Source organism: Rossellomorea aquimaris (assembly GCF_020172085.1).
Classification (GTDB): domain Bacteria; phylum Bacillota; class Bacilli; order Bacillales; family Bacillaceae_B; genus Rossellomorea; species Rossellomorea aquimaris_E.
Window position 1 is genome coordinate 857,273 of the sequence record NZ_JAIVAT010000003.1, and the last position, 22,851, is coordinate 880,123.

Genomic DNA, 22,851 nt, shown 5'->3' on the forward strand with positions numbered 1-22,851 from the left:
TCCTATTTCCAATCCTACATTAACATGATACGATTAAGAAAACCGAAAGAAAAGAGGACTTTTTATGCTGGTGATTTTATCAGCGGGTATAGCACCAGGATTAGCATTGTTAAGTTACTTTTATTTACGAGATCAATACGAGGCCGAACCCATTACGTTAGTGTTTAAAACGTTTATGTACGGGGCCCTTATTACTTTTCCGATAATGTTTCTACAATATGTTCTAGAAGTCGAGGGCATCATTGATTCTAATTGGACTACTGCTTTTATTTCCTCAGGATTCCTCGAAGAGTTCTTTAAGTGGTTTATTTTGATGTTTGCAATCTTCCAACACGTGGATTTCAATGAACCGTATGATGGAATTGTTTATGGAGCTAGTGTTTCACTTGGTTTTGCTACAGTTGAAAATATTTTGTATTTGATTGCCAATGGCGTCGAGCATGCATTTGGAAGAGCGATTCTTCCTGTTTCAAGTCATGCCCTTTTTGGTGTCATTATGGGGTACTACCTAGGGAAAGCCAAGTTTTCTTCCAGTGAGGAAAGGCATAAGTGGCTGTTTCTCGCCATATGCGTACCCTTATTTTTACACGGGACTTACAATTATATTTTCCTCGCTGAAAAAAACTGGATTTATTACATGGTTCCATTCATGCTTTTCTTATGGTGGTTAGGGTTAAAGAAAGTGAAAAGCGCCCACCAGCTTACAGAGAAGAAATACAAAAGGGAATTGAAGAAAGAAGTCATCTAAAGATGCTTCCGGTGGGAGCGTCTTTTTCTGTGAATCGCAGTGAAAAACGAAGCCCCCGCTCAATGCAGGGGCTTCGTTTTATTTATATGTTGCGGCAAGATCAGTTTTAGGTGCTTCTTTCCGCTTCACTTCATCAATTTTATTCACAAACATTTGAAATACTTTTCTTTTTTCATCCAAGTCGCGTATGTATTCTTTCAGTTCGTTATATTTTTCTTCAAATGGTTTATGATACATCTCACGGATATTATCAATGATTTCTTCATTCACAGTGGATTGAATGACCTGCTTTGTGATGCCATATTTATAGGAATAAACTTTCAATTCCTTTTTTACATCCTCGTAGTCTGAATTAATCTGATCCAAAACCTCTGATATATCCTTTTTCCATTCATCTAAAGATTTCGCTAAATAGTCCTCCATGATGACCCTCCCGTTAACATGATAGATTTTCCCTTCGTTTCAGTATAACTTTCCTTGTTTACATCCCTTTTGCTGAGACATTACATTGTCTTATCAAAGTAGTTCCATTATTTGTAAGTGTGTTGTCCTTTTCATATTTTTATCATTCCACTTGTATAAAATGGGAGTCTCTACAAAAACTAGAGTTAATGTTAATTGAAGATATGGAGGTTAAAGCATTATGAAAAGTCGTTTCAAAATGATTTCTGCTTCAGTCGTCATGGTGCTTATGTGTTCTCTCTTTATGATTTCTTCTGAAGGGGAGAAGGCAGATGCTTTTTCAAACCAGGTAATCCAACAAGGCGCAACGGGTGAAGATGTAATCGAGCTTCAATCCAGACTTCAATATATCGGGTATTATAACGGTGATATTGATGGGGTATTTGGATGGGGAACGTACTGGGCACTTAGAAACTTTCAATACGAATTCGGACTGAAAATCGATGGACTTGCAGGAGCAAAAACAAAAGCAAAGCTCCAGAAGGCGTCAAAGTATAATAAACAATTTGTGAAAAATCAAATTGAAAAAGGGAACAAATTCAGTCACTATGGCGGTACGGATCTTAATAAACAAAAAGCTCCCAGTGGAGGAGGCAAGAGTGGAGGGGGAGGTAAAGCCACTCAGCAAAATAAACCAGCTCAAAAACCTGCACCCTCTAAACCAACGGCAGCGAATACACCAAATGGATACTCTCAAAATGACATTCAATTGATCGCCAACGCAGTATATGGAGAGTCACGTGGTGAACCATACGAGGGTCAAGTGGCTGTAGCGGCAGTTATTCTCAATCGAATAGACAGTTCAGCGTTTCCTAATACCGTTGCAGGGGTCATCTTTGAACCAGGTGCGTTCACAGCTGTAGCCGACGGTCAAATCTGGTTAACCCCTAATGAAAGAGCAAAAGAAGCGGTATTGGATGCAATAAATGGTTGGGATCCTTCATCAAGTGCCCTCTATTACTTTAATCCTGCGACGGCAACTAGCAAATGGATATGGTCGCGTCCACAAATCAAGAAAATAGGAAAACATATATTCTGTAACTAAAGAGGTGAAGCGAAATGCTGCGTGTCATTCTAATTACGGTTCTTGTCCTGGGTGTAGCCGGTACCGCTTTCTGGGGGTACCAGGAACATCAGGAGAAAAATGCGATACTAATTAATGCAGAAAACAACTATCAAAGAGCGTTTCATGAACTAACATATCAAGTGGATCTCCTGCATGATAAAATCGGTACGACGCTTGCAATGAATTCAAGAAAATCATTGTCTCCGGAACTTGCAGATGTGTGGAGATTAACTTCACAAGCCCACAGCGATGTAGGGCAGCTTCCATTAACGCTGCTTCCATTTAATAAAACAGAAGAATTTTTAAGCAAAATCGGTGATTTCAGCTATAGGGTGGCCGTAAGAGATTTAGATAAAAACCCATTAACGGATAAAGAATATAAGTCCTTGGAAAGTCTTTATAAACAAAGTGCCGATATTCAGGATCAGCTAAGAAAAGTGCAACATCTTATCATGGAGAATAATTTGCGGTGGATGGATGTTGAGCTTGCATTGGCAACCGGAAAAGAACAAGCGGATAATACCATTATCGACGGCTTCAAGACCGTTGAGAAGAATGTATCAGGATATGATGAGGCAAGCTTCGGTACGACTACATTTGTTAACTCAGAGAAAAAAGATCAAAACTTTAAAAAGTTAAAAGGAAAAGAGATTTCTAAAGAGGAAGCAGTTCAAATTTTACGTAAGTATTCAGGAATCTCTAAATCAAAAGATGCCAAGGTATCCAAAAGCGGGAAAGGATCGGACTATAAGTTCTTCAGTGTTTCAATCGGAAACGGTAATACTGAAGCAAGCATGGACATCACCCAAAAAGGCGGATATCCGATCTGGTATATCAATAACCGAGAAATCAAGAAACCGAAAATCAGTTTGAACAAAGCGGCTGAAAAAGCAACGGCTTTCTTAAAGGATAATAACTTTCAAAATCTGGAGATGTTCGAAAGTGCCCAGTATGATAATATCGGTATGTTCACCTATGTGACATCCTTGGACGGTGTGAGGATCTACCCAGATTCAGTCAAAATAAAAGTAGCACTCGATAACGGACAAATTGTAGGGTTTGCAGCTGAAGAATACTTAAAGAATAATCACGAAAGAGAAATACCTAAAGCAACGATTACAAAGGCCGAGGCGAAGGAAACGACCAATCCTAATCTTAAAATTATGGAAGAGCGCCAAGCGATAATCGTTAACGATCTTAATGAAGAAGTCCTATGTTATGAATTCCTAGGTATGCTAGGAAAAGATACCTATCGAATTTTCATTAATGCAAAAACGGGAGAAGAAGAAAAAGTAGAGCGACTCAAAAATGCAGAACCAATTTATGAAGAAGTAGTATAACACTTACTGGGACGGATCTCCTCAATCGGAGGTCCGTCCCTCTTTCCTGTTGGAAAATTCAAAAAGATGTGGAAAGGAGTAGGCTGACGTGCCATAATATAGATACAAAATACGGAAAGTGGGAATTTTGGACTATGATAAAAGCAGGTACCACGTTGCAATTGGAACCTATACATAATGAGTCATTTGATCGATATAGATGCAGGGTCGTCGAGATTGGACAGGAAGGGATTTATATTGATTATCCCATTCATACCAAAACTGAGAAAGCCATCTTTTTAATTGACGGCACACAACTCAAAGCAAGCTTTACCATCAATGAGCAAACGGTTCTGATGTTTGAAACGGAAGTGATGGGCCGTAAATTATCCAAAATACCGATGATCTACCTTCACTATCCCGGTGATGATGGATTAGTGAAGGTTCAAAGGAGACAATTCGTTCGGGTAGAAGCCAATACGGATATTTCATTGAAGATTGATGACTGCTTTTACCCTACCCTTACCGAAGACCTCAGCGCTGGTGGATGTGCAGTAGTGGTGAGAAAGGGGATGGATCTGAAAAGTGGAACGAAGCTGTCTACAATCATCGTTCTTCCAATGCAAACCGGAGAGTGTCAGTATGTAGAAATCGAAGGCAAGGTCATCCGGGTATGGGAGAAAGAGCATAAAGAAGTGGCAAGTATTGAATTTGTTCATTTAACTGAAAATCAAAGGCAGCTCATTTTAAGATATTGCTTTGAAAAGCAGCTCGATTTAAGAAAAAAAGGCTTACTTGAATAAAAAGTTTAAATGTACACATACTTTTTCTTAGAATAGAAAAAGGGTGATGTTAGATGAAAACAGTTGAACGGATCTTAATTAAATTAGCCATCATACACTTTATATTATTAATAGCGGTACAATTTATGGTCCATCAATTGAATATCATTCCAGAGCTTCATAAGATCGTCTTTTATGAAGGTGTGGAGAAAATGGAATACAGTGATATAGTGGAAACCATTTCAAACAGAGCAGGAGAATGAAACCTGCTCTCTTTTTCTGAATGGGTTTGTGAGGTAACACACTCATCAGAAAAGAATCCTTAAACGAAATCGTAGATTTATGTTAAAATGGGTAAGAAAATTATTAGGAACATAAGTAGGTGGACGAATTGAAAAAATTAAGAATTGCGATTGATGGTCCTGCAGCTGCAGGCAAAAGTACGGTTGCCAAATTAGTGGCAGGAAAATTATCTTATCTTTATATTGATACCGGTGCGATGTATCGCTCATTAACGTATAAAGCTTTGACCAATAATGTAGATTTGCATAATGAACAAGAATTGAATCAATTGCTATCCGGAACGACGATTGATCTTGAACCTTCAGATCAGGGACAGCTTGTGTTACTAGACGGGGAGAACGTAACAGATGAAATCCGTCAGGCATCTGTGACCAATTCCGTTTCCCACGTGGCTGTTCATTCTCGTGTAAGGGAAGAGATGGTGAAAAGACAGCAGGAACTTGCCCAGGAAGGCGCAGTGGTGATGGATGGAAGGGATATTGGAACTCATGTCATTCCAGATGCCGAAATCAAAGTCTTTTTACTTGCGAGTGTTGATGAAAGGGCCCAACGGAGACATGAAGAGAACCTCTCGAAGGGATACCCGTCTGACCTGGATCAATTAAAAGAAGAAATAGCCCGCCGTGACAAAATTGATTCAGAAAGAGAAGTGGCCCCGCTTAGAAAAGCAGAGGATGCCACGGAAATAGACACCACGTCCCTTTCCATATCAGAAGTCGTGGACCAAATTATGGTGTTAGTAGAAAGGAAAGGTTAAAGTGAACCTATATACCTTTGCTAGAGGTCTCGTTAAGTCGATTCTTTCTCCATTGTACCGAATAGAGGTACAGGGATTGGAGCACTTCCCAAAAGATGGCGGGGTGCTGCTTTGTGCCAATCATATTGATAACCTTGATCCCCCTGTTGTGGGGATCTCTGCCCCGAGGCCTGTCTCCTTCATGGCTAAAGAAGAGCTCTTCGGTGTCCCTTTACTCGGAAAGCTGTTACCTGGGTTGCGTGCATTCCCTGTCAAAAGGGGGATGAGTGACCGGGAAGCACTTCGAAAAGGATTGCAGGTTTTGAAAGAGGGAGATGTTTTAGGACTGTTCCCAGAGGGTACAAGAAGTAAGACAGGACAAATAGGAAAGGGATTGGCTGGTGCAGGATTCTTTGCACTCCGTTCTGATGCTTACGTTGTACCTTGTGCCATCATCGGACCATACAAGCCGTTCAAGAAATTGAAGGTAGTATTCGGGCAGCCGATCCCGATGGAAAGTATCCGCGAAGAAAGATTGAATGCGGAGAAAACGACGGAAATCATTATGCAGCATATTGAAAACCTGATACATGAACATCAATAATATAAGGTTTCCCGCTTGACAAAATGTAGTATTTATTAGAAGTTAGTAGAAAGAATATTTTATATTGCGAAGTCTTACAATAATCAAAATCTTTGCAGTCATGGATTAAGGAGGAGTACATAATGGAAGACATGAATGGAATTGAAGTGAAGAACCTTGAAATTGGTGAAAAAGTGAAAGGAACAGTTACTAAGGTTGAAGAAAAACAAGTCTTAGTCGACGTTCAAGATAGTAAAGTAGATGGCATCATTCCAATCAGTGAACTCTCGAGCCTTCATATTGAAAAAGCTTCTGATGTAGTCAATGAAGGGGATGTACTTGAGTTAATCGTGACAAAAGTGGAAGAAGAGCTACTGGTTCTTTCCAAGCGTAAAGTGGACGCTGAAAAGGCATGGGAAGAAATGAAGAGCCGCTTTGAAAACGGTGACGTGTTTGAAGCTGAAGTAAAAGATGTTGTAAAAGGCGGCCTTGTTGTCGACCTTGGAGTCCGGGGATTTGTTCCTGCATCTTTGGTTGAAGATTATTATGTTGAGGATTTTTCAGACTATAAAGATAAAACGTTAACGTTCAAAATTGTTGAATTAGATCAGGAGAAGAACCGCTTAATCCTCTCCCACCGAGCTGTAGTAGAGGCAGAGAAGCAACAGCAAAAGAAAAAGCTCCTGACGGATATCGAATCCGGTGCTGTACTTGAAGGAACGGTTCAACGAATCACGGATTTTGGTGCATTCGTCGATATCGGTGGGGTAGATGGCCTTGTTCATATTTCTCAGCTATCTCATGAACATGTTGAAAAGCCTTCCGACGTCGTTACAGAAGGTCAAAAAGTACAGGTGAAGGTATTGAGTGTCGATCGTGACAACGAACGTATTTCTTTATCCATTAAAGAAACCCTGCCTGGACCATGGAGTGAAATCTCTGAAAAGGCACCTAAAGGAAGCGTGTTGGACGGTGTCGTAAAACGCCTGGTCTCCTATGGCGCATTTGTAGAAGTGTTACCTGGAGTCGAAGGGCTTGTTCATATCTCTCAGATTTCACATAAGCATATCGGTACACCTCACGAAGTACTGCAAGAAAATCAGGATGTGAAAGTGAAGGTACTTGACGTTAACGAAAACGAACAACGCCTATCCTTAAGCATCAAGGCCCTCGAAGAAAAAGAGGAAGAAGTAACCGACTACGAAATGCCTGAAGAAAGTACCGGCTTCCAATTGGGCGAAATGATTGGAGACAAACTAAAAGATCTTAAGTAATGGTGATGAATTGTGACGAGAGCTCAAAGAAAGCAAGACCATATTAATTATGCTTTATCAACCGGCCAACAACGCAAGACCGGCTTTGATGAAGTGGCTTTTGTCCACCAAAGCTTACCGAATATAGCAGTAGATGACATTCATCTACAGACTCAAATTGGCGAACTTACTTGGAGTTCGCCAATTTTCATAAATGCTATGACAGGTGGAGGTGGGGAATCCACATCAAAGATTAATGAAGAATTATCAATCCTTTCCAGGGAAACGGGTCTTGCGATCGCGGTAGGTTCCCAAATGTCAGCGCTTAAAGACCGTACCGAACGAAGTACGTATGAAATTGTACGAAAGCACAACCCGAATGGGATGGTGTTTGGTAATTTAGGCAGTGAGGCTACCGTTCAGCAGGCGAGAGATGCCGTTGAAATGATTGAAGCCAACGCCTTGCAGATTCACTTGAATGTGATACAAGAACTGACGATGCCTGAAGGCGACCGTGACTTCAGAGGGGCATTGGACAGAATAAAGGAGATTGCCGAGCGTATTTCAGTCCCTGTCATCGTGAAAGAGACGGGTTTTGGCATCAGCAAAGAAGTTGCAGATGCCTTGTCCCACTCTAATATCTCAGCCATCGATATAGGTGGGTTCGGCGGGACAAATTTTTCGAAAATCGAAAATCAACGCCGAAAACGGATGTTGGATTTTTTCGATGATTGGGGAATTCCCACTGCCATATCCCTGGCCGAGTGCCACGCTGTATCGGATAAGCCTATTCTTGCTTCCGGAGGTATCCAGAATAGCTTAGACATCGTTAAGGCTTTTGGTTTAGGGGCATCAGCCGTTGGAATGGCTGGAGTCATCCTTAAGCAGCTACTTGAATCAGGTCTGGAGGATACCATTGAGGAAGTACGCCAAATTCATTCAGATATACAGTTTTTAATGTGTGCTCTCGGATGCAGGCAAATTGAGGATTTTCATAGCGTACCAATGGTATTATCGGGCCACGTTTATCATTGGCTTGAAATGAGAGGGTTGAATCCTGAAGGATATAGCAGGAGAGCGTTAAATATGTAAAAGAACGATTTCTCAGTTTGAGAAATCGTTCTTTTTTTTTGAAATAGTTTCGTTATGGGGAATTTTAGAATTAGGCTGGATTATTAGTGAAAGCGGCCGGATTCCCTTTTATTTCTACTGGATTATCACTCAAAACGGCCGGATCTTTTACGATTTCGGCTGGATTAATGAGTGATGGCAGATAAACGATGAGAACGAATATGATTGTCACCTCTAACCAAGCCGCCTCCGCTTTTTGTGGTGTCCAGCTCTAGGGGCTTGGGGCTCGAGGTCATAAGTCGCCCCAGGGCAAGCCCCTTCCACTTTTCTTGATTACCTCTGTCCTTTTTTAGCTTCTTCCGTTCCCTCAAGGCTGGTTGCTCCGTTGTAGTGTAAGCCTTGATCTCTGTCAGATTCCACTCGTTTGCTTTGTTTGAGTTTCTTTTCTTGTCGATCTTTACCCATTCGAATACACCTCCCTTCTTTATTTTTTCTTTGAAAAGTTTATTCATACGTGAATGAGATACATAAAGATTTTCCATAATGTAGATAATAGGAGGGGGAGATTGGGTATGGATGGGATTATGTATTTGTGGTTACTTTGGGGAATGTGGATTTATACAACGTTTTTGATGAGAAAGTCTCATCCACATCGTTTCCGGTATTCTTTTCTTTGTTTACTTCTCATTTGTGCATTTCCTTATGGAATGAAGATTGCATCGGTGGAGGTATCCTTTCCTGTTTTTGTACTCGCACTCATTTGTATCCTATACATAAGAAATCTTCATTTGAAGGATAAGTTATATATGCTTATCGCTGTACTGACGATGGGAATGCTTTATGCAGGGGTTGGGTTGCTTTCTATTTATGACCCTGTCCTCATGTTTATGGATCGTGATTATATTCTTTCTTTGTCCTTTGTGCTGGTGAGTGTTCTTTTTTATGGTCATTCTTCCCTTTCCGAGTTTCGTGTCATCGCGATCGGTGGAAGTAGTGTGATTGGCGATTTCTTTCTTAGCGTTCCATTAAACAACGTAGGATTCACCTATCCCATTGGTGGTCCGGCCTACCTGGATATTCTGGCTTTGTCCATAGGATTACACTTTGCATTGAAGGTGTTCGGAGAGTTGAATCAGTTCGTTACGATCAAGACACAGCCAAATAAGGGGGAAATGAAAAATCTATGAATGTCTATGTGTATCCGGTGATCTTTGGTGTGGTTGTAGGGACTTTGACGAGAATCTATATGCTTCGTACGGACTATCGCCAATATCCAACATATCTGCACGGAAAGATTATACATATTGCACTTGGTTTCATTGCAGCAGGTCTAGGCACCATCGCCATTCCTGCTTTATTGGAAGAGAATTTCACGGCGATTACGTTTCTTACGGTTGCTGCTTCTCAGTTCAGGGACGTGAGAAATATGGAGAGAAATACGCTTACGGAGCTTGATGCATATGAGCTTGTTCCAAGAGGGGCTACATACATCGAAGGAATTGCCATTGCCTTTGAAAGCCGAAATTACTTAGTCATTTTCACCTCTCTTCTAGCCACGATTGCGTATATCGTTTTTAACATATATGCTGCTCTAGTGATTAGTGCCATTTGTATGGTACTTGCTCATAAGCTAATGGCCGGCGGACGTTTGAAGGACATCGTGGACATTGAATATGTGAAGCCTCACTTTGACGGTGCAGGATTATATGTTGATAACATTTATATCATGAATATCGGTCTTAAAGTAAGGCAGGAGGAAATCTTGCGATACGGGATGGGGTTTATCCTTTCACCCAAATCATTCGATGCAAGATCGACTCTCGCGAATCTCGGTCAACGTCAGGCAATTCTTCATGACATGTCGACCTCCCTGGGGATTTTTAAAGATTCAGGGACTCCTGCTCTAACTCCTCTTGCTAAGAGAGACTTAGACGATGGAAGAGTCGGAGTATTTGTTTTGCCGCAGCGTAAAGATGTAGAAAAAGCTATCGCCATTCTAGGGCAGGTACCGACCTTGGAAAATGCGATCAGGATGCCGTCCGAGTCTAAGGCGAATCAAGAGGGGAGTCCTATAGAATGAGTACCACTATACAGAAGTTCATCCTCGCGACCGTGACAACAACACCTGAAAAAGTACCGAGCGGAACAAGTGTCTTCTATTGTAAAACAGACGAAGAATTACAAAAAATCTGCGCGAATTTAGAAGCCATTTTGGATGGGATTGCGCATGAAATTGCTGAGGGACTATTTATCATTGTAAAACATTGATTGCCAGTTTATTCTTTTATTGATAAAATAGTAAAGTTAGGGGGGCTGTCCCATAAGGAAACAATACCTTAAGGGCCAGTCCTTCTTATGCATAGCACTACATTAATATGATTGAAATGGTTTAAAAAGAGGAAATGTAAGAACAGGACAACTTCTTACAGAAAGGGTGAATAACGTGACAAAACCAGTAATAGCAATCGTAGGGCGTCCGAATGTTGGGAAGTCCACGATATTTAATAGAATTGTTGGGGAAAGAATATCCATCGTCGAAGATGTACCGGGTGTAACTAGAGACCGAATATATAGTTCTGCAGAATGGCTGACGCATGAATTTAACATCATTGATACAGGTGGAATAGAACTGGGGAATGAACCATTCCTGGATCAAATCAGGCAGCAGGCAGAAATCGCGATTGATGAAGCCGATGTCATTGTCTTTTTGACTAATGGACGTGAAGGCGTCACAGCAGCTGACGAAATTGTAGCCAAAATTCTTTATCGTTCCAAAAAGCCGGTCGTGTTGGGAATAAATAAAATTGATAATCCTGAAATGAGAGAAATGATTTATGATTTTTACTCTTTAGGATTTGGCGAGCCATTTCCTATCTCAGGTTCTCATGGGCTTGGGTTGGGAGATCTTCTTGATGAAGTTGTCAAGAACTTTAAGCATGAAGAGGATGAAGACTATGCGGAAGATGTCATCAAGTTTTCTTTGATCGGTCGTCCGAACGTAGGGAAATCATCTTTAGTCAACGCTCTATTAGGGGAAGATCGTGTCATCGTAAGTAACGTGGCAGGAACGACACGGGATGCCATTGACTCTTCTTATACGTATGATGGGCAGGATTATGTCATCATTGATACAGCAGGTATGAGGAAGAAAGGGAAAGTGTACGAAACCACTGAAAAATACAGTGTGTTAAGGGCACTTAGAGCCATAGAGCGTTCAGATGTCGTCCTATCCGTCATTGACGGTGAAGAAGGCATCATTGAGCAGGATAAGAAAATCGCAGGATATGCCCACGATGCCGGTCGGGCTGTCGTGATTGTCGTGAATAAGTGGGATGCCGTGGATAAAGATGAGAAGACCATGAACAAATGGGAAAAGAATATCCGTGAGCATTTTCAATTCCTGGATTATGCTCCGATCGTCTTCCTTTCTGCGAAAACAAAGAAGCGTATTCATACTTTGCTGCCAATCATAAATACGGCAAGTGAAAATCACGCCATGCGTGTACAATCAAGCGTATTGAATGAAGTGGTGATGGATGCGGTTGCAATGAATCCGACACCGACGGATAATGGTAAGAGACTAAGAATTTATTACGCGACACAAGTAGCTGTAAAGCCACCTACATTCGTCGTATTTGTAAATGACCCTGAATTGATGCACTTCTCTTACGAACGATTCTTGGAAAACAGAATACGCGATGCATTTGGATTTGAAGGAACTCCTATTCGTATTATTGCCCGAGCTAGAAAATAATAAGGTGGGTGTAAAAAATGAAAAGTTCAAAAAATGTAACGGTAGTCGGAGCGGGAAGCTGGGGGACGGCTCTTGCGATGGTTCTTGCTGATAATGGATTGGAAGTCAGGTTATGGGGCCACAAGAAAGAACAAATTGACGAGATCAACTCTAAACATACCAATCATAAGTATTTAAAAGGTATTGAGCTTCCTCATTCCATTATTGGATATCACGACCTTAAAGAGGCACTGGATGGTGTAGACACCATCATTCTGGCAGTTCCTACGAAAGCGATCCGTTCCGTCCTGGGACAGGTTCAAGAATTTCAAAGAAGTCCGTTGACCGTCGTTCATGTGAGTAAGGGGATCGAACCTGATTCCCTCCTCAGGATTTCAGAATTGATCGAAGATGAAATGGCACCTGAGAATTTACATACGGTAGTGGTATTGTCAGGTCCAAGTCATGCAGAAGAAGTGAGCTTAAGGCATCCTACGACTGTGACTGTATCTTCGAAAGATATGAAGGCGGCTGAAGAAATTCAGGACCTGTTCATGAACATGAATTTCCGTGTGTATACAAATCCAGATATTCTCGGTGTTGAAATTGGCGGTGCACTAAAGAACATCATTGCCCTTGCTGCAGGGATCACTGATGGTTTGGGTTATGGAGATAATGCGAAAGCGGCACTTATAACGCGGGGACTCGCGGAAATCGCCCGCCTTGGAACGAAAATGGGAGCTAATCCATTAACGTTTTCAGGATTGACAGGAATTGGAGATCTTATCGTAACGTGCACAAGTGTTCACTCAAGAAACTGGAGAGCCGGGAACATGTTGGGTAAAGGGCATAATCTTGATGAGGTCCTAGCCAATATGGGTATGGTCGTAGAAGGGGTGCGCACGACAAAAGCTGCACACCAGCTGGCTGAGAAGTATGAAGTGAATATGCCGATTACAGATGCACTTTATGATGTCCTTTTCAATAAAGTCGAGGCGAAAGAAGCGGTAGATCATTTGATGGGTCGAGTGAAAACGAATGAAATGGAAGACCTTGTGAATATACTTGGTGAGCGTTTAAACTGAACCTGAAAAGAAAAATGGAGATCTATATTTCATAGCGAAAGACCATTTATTATTAAGTGTAGAATAAATCCTCGGTTTATGGGCATTCGAGGATGCGAACGTTGATGCAGATGCATACACTGTCATGAATATATACAGCTTTGCCTATGGATGGGTAGGTCTCCCTTATTCAGAGCTCCTCGAGTGATTGACGTCTATGATGTTGATACTCGAGGAGATTTTTTTTAGTCACAGGATGACATTCAAATATTTCTCAATATGGATTGTAACAGATTCTTGAACAACTATTCTTTTCTATTCTTTAGTAAAAATCTTATGATATAATACATTCGATAACAGGAGGGATGTACTTTGGATTCGATGATGAAGATGTGGATTTCGTTTGCATCAATGGGGTTCATGTTTTTTGCCATATTAACGATCTATTTCAGCAGGTATAAGATTAAGCAGAAGTTCCTGCGTTTTATTACAGCTTTCATGGCATACATAATGATGATCGCCGGTGGCCTTATGATGATTTATATAGTATTCAGCGGACCCACCAACTAGGTTCCGCCCGATTGAAAGGACGTTTTAGATTGAAGCGCATAGGTATTACAGCATTTCTTCTCATAATCACGATGAGCTTACTATCAGGTTGCTTATATCCGGAGGAAGAGCTAAGTCAAAATCAAATTCCTTATGAAACACAAGTGAAGGCTGTACAAGAAGCGGTGGAAGCCTATCAGAAAGATCAAGGTGGATTGCTTCCGATAAAGACTAGGGACCAGGATACCCCTATTTACCAAAAATATCCTATTGATTTCAGGAAATTATCTCCGAGGTATTTACCGGAAATCCCGGGCAACGCCTTTGAAAATGGTGGGATTTTTCAATATGTCCTTGTAAATGTGGAGGATAAACCGGAAGTCAAGATTTTCGACCTTCGAATAGCTGAACAAATCAGAGAATTGAAAATCAGGATTCAAGCCCAAGACTACCCTCCGTTTAAAAAGGAAGTAGCTAATAATGTGTATACATTGAATTACAAAGAACTTGGGTATGAGGAAGAAGTTTACGTAAACAGTCCATATTCGAATAAAAATCTTCCTCTTGTTATAAATGGGGACGGTGAAATTTTTGTGGACTATTCAATGGACTTATTTGAAAAGCTGGAGTCCAGCAAGGGAGAATGGGAAAGAGGAGAAGATATCAGAGATATGCTTGTAGATGGCACCTATTTTGTCCCTGCCTATTCTTTACCTTATACTGTTGATGAAAATAACGAACCTGTCTTTATGACAAAATAGGCATAACCCTTTTCTTACAAAATATATTGTAAGGGAAGGGTTATTATTTTTATGTCATCCTTTATAGGGTTATTTCATCAAAACAAATGATCATAAATGCTAAGACATAATAAATTTTCAACTTTTAATCATAAGGAGGGGAAAATAGCATATTAATAGTCATAAGTCATTGGGACAATCATAAATATAGAATGTGAGACACAGAATACACGGATGAAACATCCCTGGAATATAAGATGGGAGGGAATCTCTTGGAAAGAGTCGATCTATTTAAGGACATTGCTGAAAGAACAGGCGGAGATATCTATTTAGGTGTGGTTGGAGCAGTAAGAACAGGGAAATCAACATTTATCAAGAAGTTCATGGAACTTGTTGTCCTTCCTAACATCGCAAGCGAATCAGAACGTGCAAGAGCGCAGGATGAATTGCCTCAAAGTGCAGCAGGTAGGACCATCATGACGACTGAACCGAAATTTGTTCCGAATCAAGCCATCTCGGTTCATGTGGATGAAGGTCTCGAAGTAAATATTAGATTGGTAGACTGTGTAGGGTATACGGTCCCTGGTGCTAAGGGATACGAGGATGAAAATGGCCCTAGAATGATCAATACGCCATGGTATGAAGAGCCTATTCCATTCCATGAAGCAGCCGAAATCGGCACGCGAAAGGTTATCCAGGAACATTCCACGATCGGAGTGGTTGTGACAACAGACGGCTCAATCGGTGAGATTGGAAGAGGGGACTATATTGAGGCGGAAGAACGGGTCATCGAGGAATTGAAAGAAGTAGGTAAACCTTTTATCATGGTTATCAACTCGGCCAGACCTCATGCCCCTGAGACAGAAGACCTGAGAGTGAAGCTTCAAGACAAATACGACATCCCTGTCCTTGCTATGAGTGTGGAGAGTATGAGGGACTCAGATGTACTGAATGTACTAAGGGAAGCATTATTCGAATTCCCGGTGCTTGAGGTGAATGTCAACCTTCCAAGCTGGGTCATGGTATTGAAAGAAGAGCATTGGTTAAGACAGAACTACCAGGAAGCTGTTAAGGAAACGGTTAAAGATATTAAACGCCTTCGGGATGTGGACCGGGTTGTACACTATTTCAGTGAATTCGATCATATTGAACGAGCGGGACTTGCCGGTATCGATATGGGTCAGGGGATTGCGGAAATTGACCTGTACGCTCCTGATGAATTGTATGATGAAGTCCTGAAGGAAATTGTGGGAGTTGAAATTCGCGGGAAAGATCATCTACTGGAATTGATGCAGGATTTTGCACATGCCAAAGCCGAGTATGATCAGATTTCCGATGCATTAAGAATGGTAAAACAGACAGGGTATGGTATTGCTGCTCCTTCATTGAATGATATGAGCCTGGATGAACCGGAGATCATCAGACAGGGAGCCAGATTCGGAGTCAGCTTAAAGGCAGTGGCGCCATCAATACACATGATTAAAGTGGATGTACAGTCAAAGTTTGAACCGATCATCGGCACAGAGAAACAAAGTGAAGAATTGGTACGCTACCTGATGCAGGATTTCGAAGATGACCCGCTGTCCATTTGGAATTCCGATATCTTCGGTAGAAGCTTAAGTTCCATCGTAAGAGAAGGAATTCAGGCTAAACTCTCACTGATGCCTGAAAATGCAAGATACAAACTAAAGGATACATTAGAAAGAATCATTAACGAAGGATCCGGTGGATTGATCGCTATCATCTTATAAATGTCTAGGCCTTCTTAGGAAGGTCTTTTTTCATTTTTTAAACGCTTTTTTCGCAAAGATTGTTGTTATTATTGAAAAGACTATGATTTACAAAAATTCTGTCACTAGTAGCAAGTGTTGACAGAGCAATATGGTTCATAAATATCAGTTAAGCAGAGTATTAGTACTATTCACTATAATTGGTCACTGCTACTACAAGAAAAAGAGTTGGTGCAAGTGATCCTGGCATTTACACTGGTATTACTGAAACATTTATGCTTGGACAGTTGATTCTCGCTACAGGTGCTCGACTCTTGCGGGAAACGCTGGACAGGACGAAAAGCAGAGGTGGCTTGGTCAGACTCGACAAGCATAAGTCAAAAATCAACTGGAAAGGCGTTCTTTGCCTTTTTGGTTGATTTGACTTATGACCTCGAGGGGCCAGCCCCGCGGAAAGCGAATACCTGCAGCGAAAATCAACCACCTCTCGCTTATTCAAAAGCAACAATGTTTACGAAAACAGCCTAATAAAAAAAGATTTTTTTATCTGAACCCTGGATTAGGAAACAGAAATCAACATTGTATAAATATAAATTTATAGAAGAATTGAATAGGTGACTGATTTATTTTAGATAATGGCTTAACCATTGATACATAAGCGTTTGTGTCGGTTTATTGTGCTCGGATATTCCTCGATTAAGAGTATGCAAGTAGAAGGGGGAAATGGGTGTTGATGTTTAAGGGATTCCAAGGTTGGGAAGTAAGAAAGAGAACCTGATCAGGAAGGTATCAGTTGCAGTCATCCGAAAGAAGTGATACGTTGAATAGAGTGCATGGACAAAGGGATTGAGGGTAATTGTATTACATTTGTGTTTCAAATAAGAAAAGATTCCCATTATTTCTTGATTTGTTCTTGCTAAGGTCAATCCTTTGTGATAATCTTTTAACAGAATTGTTGTTGAATATTGATTCAGCAACGTTTTCAAGCGATTTTTCTACACTTTATGTATAGAATTCGCTAAAGTTGTTTACTAATGATAATAAAGTAAATGAATCATGACTGAGACATTTCCTTGGGAGGAGGTGAATGGCATGAATAAGACAGAACTAATCAATGCTGTTGCAGAAGCTGCTGAGCTATCTAAGAAGGACGCTACTAAAGCGGTTGACGCTGTTTTCGATACAATTCAAAATTCACTTGCAAACGGTGATAAAGTACAATTAATCGGATTCGGTAACTTCGAAGTACGTGAGCGTGCAGCCCGTAAAGGTCGCAACCCACAAACAGGTGAAGAGATCGAAATCTCAGCAAGCAAAGTACCTGCTTTCAAACCAGGTAAAGCGCTTAAAGAAGCTGTAAAATAATTACATACTTTGAGCGTAACGGGAAGGTCGCATATTTATGCGGCCTTTTTTTGTGTTCTGTTCTATTATGGTTCGAGCAAATTGAAATTATGTACGGAAATTTGTTCTCAAGTAAACTGTTTTATATTATTATAAAACTTCTAAAGCACTAGTCTTTGATGACCTTATAGGCTTGTGCTAATATTAACAATGTTACTATTTCTTTAAGTTATTTTAGGAGGACAACATTATGGCACAAGTCAATCATGGCCAAATAGAAGAAGCAATTCGATTAATTTTAGAAGCAATTGGAGAGAATCCTAATAGAGAAGGTTTATTGGATACGCCAAAGCGTGTGGCGAAAATGTACGCAGAAGTGTTCTCTGGACTCGATCACGATCCGAAGGAATACTTTGAAACCATATTCAGTGAAGAACACGAAGAGCTGGTACTCGTGAAGGATATTCCATTCTACTCGATGTGCGAGCATCATCTGGTTCCTTTCTATGGAAAAGCACATGTTGCTTATATTCCTCGGGATGGACGGGTTGCGGGATTAAGTAAACTGGCAAGGGCTGTTGAATCTGTTGCTAAACGTCCCCAGCTCCAAGAAAGGATTACAGCAACTGTAGCGGATACGATCATGGAAACCCTACTGCCTCATGGTGCAATGGTAGTCGTTGAAGCGGAGCATATGTGCATGACGATGAGAGGCGTGAAGAAACCTGGATCAAGCACAGTGACAACAGCTGTAAGAGGCACGTTCAAAGAAGACGCTCAGGCACGCAGTGAAGTTCTTTCTTTTATAAAGAATTAGGAGTGATCGACAAATGAATTCAAATGATTATATTGTCATTAAAGCCATTGAAGATGGCGTCAATGTCATCGGTTTGACGAGAGGGACAGACACCCGTTTTCATCATTCCGAAAAGCTGGATAAAGGCGAAGTCATGATTGCTCAATTTACGGATCACACATCTGCGATCAAAGTAAGAGGGAAAGCAACCATCGTCACCAGCTATGGAGAAGTTGAAAGTGATAATAAGAAATAATCATCTATTTTGATTTTGGCTGATAGAGAAGTATAACGGTGGGACGGACTAAGAAGTATTCGGCTTCGTGGTCGTCCCCTTTGTTATAATCAGCTTAACGAGGGAGACTCACCCTCCCTATTGCAAAGAATTTTATGGTATAATATTTAATGCTGAAATTTTTAGACTGATACATAGTAGAAATGGGGATTAAAGGGTATGAAATTCATTGATTGTAACCATCAAGCGAATATCATTCATCAATACATAGAAGAGCAGTTGCATCACTCTTATCTGAAGGAATACATCGATCAACCGTATATTGACCGGGACCGGATCTATTTTCTGCTCCTGCCATTCGTAAGCGAAGGACGCGCGGTTAGTAAGGAAGTCGTACAGTGGATCTCAACTGCCATGTTATTGCAGATAGCCCTTGATACCCATGAAAAGGTTACAATATCTGAGCGTGATCCCTTAAAGGAAAGACAGTTGACTGTACTCGCAGGGGTATACTTTAGCAGCCTCTACTATAAAATCCTTGCAGAAACAGATGATGTAGAGCTTATTTCTCGTTTAGCCAAAGCGATTAAAGAAATAAACGAAAGCAAAATATCTATCTACAAAGAAGAACATGAAAATTTAGATGCATTAATGAAGAGGATGAAGACAAGAGAGTCAGCGATTGTTTCGAACTTTTATCATTTTTTTGAAGATACGAAATGGATTGAAATCGTTGAAGAAATCCTTCTCTGTAAGAAGCTTGTTCAGGAGAAAATTTGTTTTGAACATTTACAGAATACGAGTTTTCTCAAAGCATTGACTACATTAACGATTCATTCCGATCAAGAAGACTCGATCTTACACTTAACAAAGGAAGAGAGCAGACATTTGCTATCACAGATGGATGAACTCATTGAAGGGACTAAGAGTAAGGTGCGGGCACAGTTGGAGACCATCGAGCCTGGTTCCCTGTATTTTAAGAAGCTTATCGTAGAGCTTTTGCCTTATGAGGAACCTGAACCTATGACCAAACTATACGCGGAAGAAGGGTAAAACGACATGCAGCAGTCGAAAGAACAAAAAGTCCATGGAGTATTTGAAAAAATCTATTCCAATTATGATAAGATGAACTCTGTAATCAGTTTCCAGCAACATAAAAAATGGAGAAAAGATACCATGAAGCATATGGATGTGAAGCCTGGTTCGAAGGCTCTTGATGTTTGCTGCGGTACCGCGGACTGGACGTTGGCCATTGGGGAAAAAGTCGGTGAATCTGGCAGTGTGGTAGGTCTTGATTTCAGTCAAAACATGTTATCGATCGGTAAGGAAAAAGTAAAACAGTCCGGTATGAACAATATCGAATTGATTCATGGGAACGCAATGGAGCTTCCATTTGACGATAACACGTTCGATTATGTGACGATTGGCTTTGGTTTACGTAATGTACCGGATTATCTGCACGTCTTAAAGGAAATGAACCGCGTGGTGAAGCCTGGCGGGATGGCAGTTTGTCTTGAAACGTCCCAACCCACCATGCTGGGTTTCAAGCAAATGTATTACGCATATTTTCGTTTTGTGATGCCTGTGTTCGGAAAAATCTTCGCGAAGAGCTTTAATGAATATTCCTGGCTTCAGGAGTCAGCAAGGGATTTTCCAGGCATGAAGGAACTTGCAGCGATGTTCGAAGAAGCGGGCTTCAACAATATACATGTGAAGCCATATAGTGGTGGCGTTGCCGCTATGCATTCCGGCAGAAAGTAAGAAATTCGTAAATTAGGTGGAAAAACTATGAAGCTAAACAGGATGTATTCGTTTCTAAAGACGGATATAGATGAAATAGAAAAGGAATTGGAAGTGGCGATTGAATCTGAATCCCAGCTCTTACAAGAAGCCTCCCTTCACCTTCTTCAAGCAGGAGGTAAGAGAATCCGGCCGGTATTTGTATTGCTTTCTGCAAAGTTTGGACAATACGATATCAATATTGTGAAAAATGTAGCCGTGGCATTAGAACTGATGCATATGGCCTCTCTAGTGCACGACGACGTCATTGATGATGCAGAGCTGAGAAGAGGGAAACCGACAATTAAGGCACAGTGGGACAACCGCATCGCGATGTATACGGGAGATTATATCTTTGCACGGGCTCTGGAGTATATGACTCACATAAAGGTTCCGGAAGCTCATCAGATTTTATCTCACACTCTGGTAGAGCTATGCAAAGGCGAGATCGCTCAGATCGAAGATAAATATCGATTTGATCAGAACCTGCGAAACTACCTCTTGCGGATAAAAAGGAAAACCGCATTGCTAATTGCTGTGAGTTGCCAGCTTGGCGCCATCTCTTCCGGTGCACCTGAAGAGATCCACCGACGTTTATACCGATTTGGTTACAATGTGGGAATGAGCTTTCAAATTACGGATGATATATTAGACCTTACAGCAAGTGAGGAAGAACTGGGTAAACCAGCAGGAAGTGACTTATGGCAAGGAAATATCACACTTCCCATCCTATACGCCATGGAAAATCCAAGTCTCAAATCCAAGATTGAAAAAGTGACGGAGTATACCACACCTGAAGAAATGAAAGAGGTCATCTCGTCCATTCTTGCTACCGATGCCATTGAGCGATCTCATGATCTCAGCAGAATGTACCTTGATAGAGCCCTGAAAGATCTTGATCATCTTCCTTATAACCGGGTAAAGAAAACCCTTAAAAATATCGCGAATTTCATTGGTAAGAGAAAATATTAAGAAAATTTAAAATGGAAACGTTGCCAAAACCCCCAATCAGTGTTACTATTTTCGTGGGATGTCCTTGTGACTACCATACATACATATTTAGGAGTGGGGAAGATGGAAAAGACATTTTTAATGGTTAAACCGGACGGCGTACAAAGAGGATTAATCGGTGATATCGTATCACGTTTTGAAAAAAAGGGCTTTCAATTAGTCGGTGCTAAGCTAATGAGCATTTCAAACGAGCTTGCTGAAGAGCATTATGGTGAGCACAAAGAAAGACCATTCTTTGGTGAATTGGTTGACTTTATCACTTCTGGACCTGTATTTGCAATGGTTTGGCAAGGGGAAAACGTTATCTCGACGGCTCGTGGAATGATGGGTGCTACGAATCCGAAGGATGCTGCTCTTGGTACAATCCGCGGTGATTTCGGTCTTACGGTCGGCAAAAATATCATCCACGGATCTGACTCTGCTGAAAGCGCTGTAAGAGAAATCGGCTTGTTTTTCAAAGAAGAAGAACTAGTAGAATATTCTAAGTTAATGAACGAGTGGGTTTACTAATATACGAGAGCTTTACGATTTAGAAGCAAGTCGTTTTATAAACGGCTTGCTTTTTTTCTTTGGATCAGATTTAACTTTTTCTTTGAATGTTCGATATACATAATATAGCTGTAAACCCTTATTCAGAGCAGAGAGAGTGTGGACCTAATGTCAAATGATTATAGTGAATTTATTCAAGGAATCAAACGGAAAACGGGAATCGATTTGTCCCTTTATAAAGAAGCACAAATGAAGAGAAGGTTAACCGCCCTTTATGAAAAAAAAGGATACGGGAGCTTTCAGGAATTCTTTAGTTCATTGAATCGGAATAGAGAAGAAATGGAAGAGTTTTTGGATCGGATGACGATTAATGTTTCGGAATTTTTTCGTAATTACAAGCGTTGGGAAGTGCTGGAGAATAAAATCCTCCCAAGACTACTGGAGGGAAATACATCATTTAAAGTGTGGAGTGCTGCTTGTTCCACCGGTGAAGAACCTTACACACTTTCCATGATCTTGTCTAAATATGTCCCGCTACCTAATGGAACCATAACGGCAACGGACATTGATAAAAACGCCCTTCAACGCGCCATGAACGGTGTCTACCCAGAAAGGTCACTGTCTGAAATTCCAGAACAAATGAGAAGAAATCATTTCACTGGTGAGGGACCGCTGTATAAACTGAATGAAGAGGTAAAGAGGACGGTTTCCTTTAAGCAGCAAAACCTGCTCTCGGATTCATTCGAAGGAAAGTATGACTTGATCGTTTGCAGAAATGTGCTGATTTATTTTACAGAAGAAGCCAAAAGCATGCTTTATAAAAAATTCAATGCCGCATTAAAACCGGGTGGAGTCCTCTTTGTAGGAAGCACCGAACAAATCTTTAACCCCTCACAATATGGATTTGAAACCGAGGATACATTCTTCTATAAAAAAATATAATACACAGCGATGTCGATCTGCATTAGGTGAATTCCTCCTTGCCTTCCAAAAGCAATGGAAAAGGGAATTCTAACTATATGGCGGATTCGCATCGTTTTTTATTTTAAACTGTTTTC

The 22,851-nt window shown here is 40.9% G+C and carries 28 protein-coding genes; 25 read left to right on the forward strand and 3 right to left on the reverse strand.

Annotation, left to right across the window (positions count from 1 at the left end):
* Positions 1 to 64: 64 nt before the first annotated feature.
* Positions 65 to 748, forward strand: coding sequence for a glutamic-type intramembrane protease PrsW (prsW, locus tag LCL96_RS05125; protein ID WP_224940356.1), 684 nt, complete (start codon positions 65 to 67; stop codon positions 746 to 748).
* 78 nt (positions 749 to 826) lie between these two features.
* Here the strand turns inward: prsW and LCL96_RS05130 are convergent, their stop codons facing one another.
* Positions 827 to 1,171 (reverse strand): hypothetical protein, encoded by a 345-nt coding sequence (locus LCL96_RS05130; RefSeq protein ID WP_224940357.1) that lies wholly within the window; start codon positions 1,169 to 1,171, stop codon positions 827 to 829.
* A 259-nt stretch (positions 1,172 to 1,430) separates the two neighbouring features.
* Between LCL96_RS05130 and sleB the strand changes: the two genes are divergently transcribed.
* The 8 genes from sleB to fni all read left to right on the forward strand — a co-directional run bounded on the left by sleB (position 1,431) and on the right by fni (position 8,344).
* A complete protein-coding gene (gene sleB, locus LCL96_RS05135; protein WP_397549654.1) occupies positions 1,431 to 2,255 on the forward strand; it encodes a spore cortex-lytic enzyme in 825 nt (274 codons plus the stop codon).
* Between the two features lie 14 nt (positions 2,256 to 2,269).
* Positions 2,270 to 3,616, forward strand: coding sequence for a germination protein YpeB (ypeB, locus tag LCL96_RS05140; protein WP_224940359.1), 1,347 nt, complete (start codon positions 2,270 to 2,272; stop codon positions 3,614 to 3,616).
* A gap of 155 nt (positions 3,617 to 3,771) precedes the next feature.
* The gene (locus LCL96_RS05145; protein ID WP_263628058.1) at positions 3,772 to 4,398 is read left to right on the forward strand and encodes a flagellar brake protein; all 627 of its coding nucleotides are present in this window, start codon (positions 3,772 to 3,774) and stop codon (positions 4,396 to 4,398) included.
* 53 nt (positions 4,399 to 4,451) lie between these two features.
* The gene (locus LCL96_RS05150) at positions 4,452 to 4,640 is read left to right on the forward strand and encodes a YpfB family protein (RefSeq protein ID WP_224940361.1); all 189 of its coding nucleotides are present in this window, start codon (positions 4,452 to 4,454) and stop codon (positions 4,638 to 4,640) included.
* A 128-nt stretch (positions 4,641 to 4,768) separates the two neighbouring features.
* Positions 4,769 to 5,437 (forward strand): (d)CMP kinase, encoded by a 669-nt coding sequence (cmk, locus tag LCL96_RS05155; protein ID WP_263628059.1) that lies wholly within the window; start codon positions 4,769 to 4,771, stop codon positions 5,435 to 5,437.
* Between the two features lies 1 nt (position 5,438).
* Complete coding sequence (locus tag LCL96_RS05160) at positions 5,439 to 6,020, forward strand: lysophospholipid acyltransferase family protein (RefSeq protein ID WP_224940363.1); 582 nt, start codon at positions 5,439 to 5,441, stop codon at positions 6,018 to 6,020.
* 119 nt (positions 6,021 to 6,139) lie between these two features.
* Positions 6,140 to 7,273, forward strand: coding sequence for a 30S ribosomal protein S1 (gene rpsA, locus LCL96_RS05165; RefSeq protein WP_224941299.1), 1,134 nt, complete (start codon positions 6,140 to 6,142; stop codon positions 7,271 to 7,273).
* A gap of 12 nt (positions 7,274 to 7,285) precedes the next feature.
* Positions 7,286 to 8,344, forward strand: a complete 1,059-nt coding sequence (gene fni, locus LCL96_RS05170; RefSeq protein ID WP_224940364.1) for a type 2 isopentenyl-diphosphate Delta-isomerase — start codon at positions 7,286 to 7,288, stop codon at positions 8,342 to 8,344.
* A gap of 70 nt (positions 8,345 to 8,414) precedes the next feature.
* Here fni and LCL96_RS05175 read toward each other — a convergent pair whose 3' ends face one another.
* On the reverse strand, positions 8,415 to 8,555 hold the full coding sequence (locus tag LCL96_RS05175; protein WP_224940365.1) for a hypothetical protein: 141 nt from the start codon (positions 8,553 to 8,555) through the stop codon (positions 8,415 to 8,417).
* A 101-nt stretch (positions 8,556 to 8,656) separates the two neighbouring features.
* The gene (locus LCL96_RS05180) at positions 8,657 to 8,788 is read right to left on the reverse strand and encodes a YpzI family protein (RefSeq protein ID WP_224940366.1); all 132 of its coding nucleotides are present in this window, start codon (positions 8,786 to 8,788) and stop codon (positions 8,657 to 8,659) included.
* Positions 8,789 to 8,895: 107 nt separating this feature from the next.
* On the opposite strand from LCL96_RS05180, the gene LCL96_RS05185 reads away from it, so the two are divergent.
* The 16 genes from LCL96_RS05185 (at position 8,896) to LCL96_RS05260 (ending at position 22,735) form a co-directional block, all read left to right on the forward strand.
* Positions 8,896 to 9,510 carry a hypothetical protein gene (locus LCL96_RS05185; protein ID WP_224940367.1) on the forward strand — a complete coding sequence of 205 codons (615 nt, stop codon included), beginning with the start codon at positions 8,896 to 8,898 and terminating at the stop codon, positions 9,508 to 9,510.
* Positions 9,507 to 10,403, forward strand: a complete 897-nt coding sequence (locus LCL96_RS05190) for a YIEGIA family protein (RefSeq protein WP_224940368.1) — start codon at positions 9,507 to 9,509, stop codon at positions 10,401 to 10,403. The genes LCL96_RS05185 and LCL96_RS05190 overlap by 4 nt, the downstream gene beginning before the upstream one ends.
* Positions 10,400 to 10,591, forward strand: coding sequence for a capping complex subunit for YIEGIA (locus LCL96_RS05195; protein WP_224940369.1), 192 nt, complete (start codon positions 10,400 to 10,402; stop codon positions 10,589 to 10,591). Before LCL96_RS05190 ends, LCL96_RS05195 begins: the two co-directional genes overlap by 4 nt.
* Before the next feature lie 175 nt (positions 10,592 to 10,766).
* The gene (gene der, locus LCL96_RS05200) at positions 10,767 to 12,077 is read left to right on the forward strand and encodes a ribosome biogenesis GTPase Der (RefSeq protein WP_224940370.1); all 1,311 of its coding nucleotides are present in this window, start codon (positions 10,767 to 10,769) and stop codon (positions 12,075 to 12,077) included.
* 17 nt (positions 12,078 to 12,094) lie between these two features.
* The gene (locus LCL96_RS05205; protein ID WP_224940371.1) at positions 12,095 to 13,141 is read left to right on the forward strand and encodes an NAD(P)H-dependent glycerol-3-phosphate dehydrogenase; all 1,047 of its coding nucleotides are present in this window, start codon (positions 12,095 to 12,097) and stop codon (positions 13,139 to 13,141) included.
* Positions 13,142 to 13,501: 360 nt separating this feature from the next.
* Positions 13,502 to 13,690 carry a DUF2768 domain-containing protein gene (locus tag LCL96_RS05210; RefSeq protein WP_224941300.1) on the forward strand — a complete coding sequence of 63 codons (189 nt, stop codon included), beginning with the start codon at positions 13,502 to 13,504 and terminating at the stop codon, positions 13,688 to 13,690.
* A 71-nt stretch (positions 13,691 to 13,761) separates the two neighbouring features.
* Positions 13,762 to 14,430, forward strand: a complete 669-nt coding sequence (locus tag LCL96_RS05215) for a hypothetical protein (protein ID WP_224941301.1) — start codon at positions 13,762 to 13,764, stop codon at positions 14,428 to 14,430.
* A gap of 251 nt (positions 14,431 to 14,681) precedes the next feature.
* Positions 14,682 to 16,160, forward strand: a complete 1,479-nt coding sequence (spoIVA, locus tag LCL96_RS05220; RefSeq protein ID WP_034758333.1) for a stage IV sporulation protein A — start codon at positions 14,682 to 14,684, stop codon at positions 16,158 to 16,160.
* Positions 16,161 to 17,231: 1,071 nt separating this feature from the next.
* Positions 17,232 to 17,504 carry an HU family DNA-binding protein gene (locus LCL96_RS05225; protein ID WP_034758336.1) on the forward strand — a complete coding sequence of 91 codons (273 nt, stop codon included), beginning with the start codon at positions 17,232 to 17,234 and terminating at the stop codon, positions 17,502 to 17,504.
* A gap of 229 nt (positions 17,505 to 17,733) precedes the next feature.
* Positions 17,734 to 18,300: a GTP cyclohydrolase I FolE gene (folE, locus tag LCL96_RS05230; RefSeq protein WP_224940372.1), complete on the forward strand. Its 567-nt coding sequence runs from the start codon at positions 17,734 to 17,736 to the stop codon at positions 18,298 to 18,300.
* A gap of 13 nt (positions 18,301 to 18,313) precedes the next feature.
* The gene (gene mtrB / locus LCL96_RS05235) at positions 18,314 to 18,535 is read left to right on the forward strand and encodes a trp RNA-binding attenuation protein MtrB (protein ID WP_034758340.1); all 222 of its coding nucleotides are present in this window, start codon (positions 18,314 to 18,316) and stop codon (positions 18,533 to 18,535) included.
* A 198-nt stretch (positions 18,536 to 18,733) separates the two neighbouring features.
* Complete coding sequence (locus LCL96_RS05240; RefSeq protein WP_224940373.1) at positions 18,734 to 19,567, forward strand: heptaprenyl diphosphate synthase component 1; 834 nt, start codon at positions 18,734 to 18,736, stop codon at positions 19,565 to 19,567.
* Positions 19,568 to 19,573: 6 nt separating this feature from the next.
* Positions 19,574 to 20,275 (forward strand): demethylmenaquinone methyltransferase, encoded by a 702-nt coding sequence (locus LCL96_RS05245; RefSeq protein ID WP_224940374.1) that lies wholly within the window; start codon positions 19,574 to 19,576, stop codon positions 20,273 to 20,275.
* A 27-nt stretch (positions 20,276 to 20,302) separates the two neighbouring features.
* A complete protein-coding gene (gene hepT / locus LCL96_RS05250) occupies positions 20,303 to 21,265 on the forward strand; it encodes a heptaprenyl diphosphate synthase component II (protein ID WP_224940375.1) in 963 nt (320 codons plus the stop codon).
* 102 nt (positions 21,266 to 21,367) lie between these two features.
* Entirely contained in the window at positions 21,368 to 21,814 is a 447-nt protein-coding gene (ndk, locus tag LCL96_RS05255; RefSeq protein ID WP_148995560.1) for a nucleoside-diphosphate kinase, read from the forward strand.
* Between the two features lie 147 nt (positions 21,815 to 21,961).
* Entirely contained in the window at positions 21,962 to 22,735 is a 774-nt protein-coding gene (locus LCL96_RS05260; RefSeq protein WP_224940376.1) for a CheR family methyltransferase, read from the forward strand.
* Positions 22,736 to 22,851: the final 116 nt, after the last annotated feature.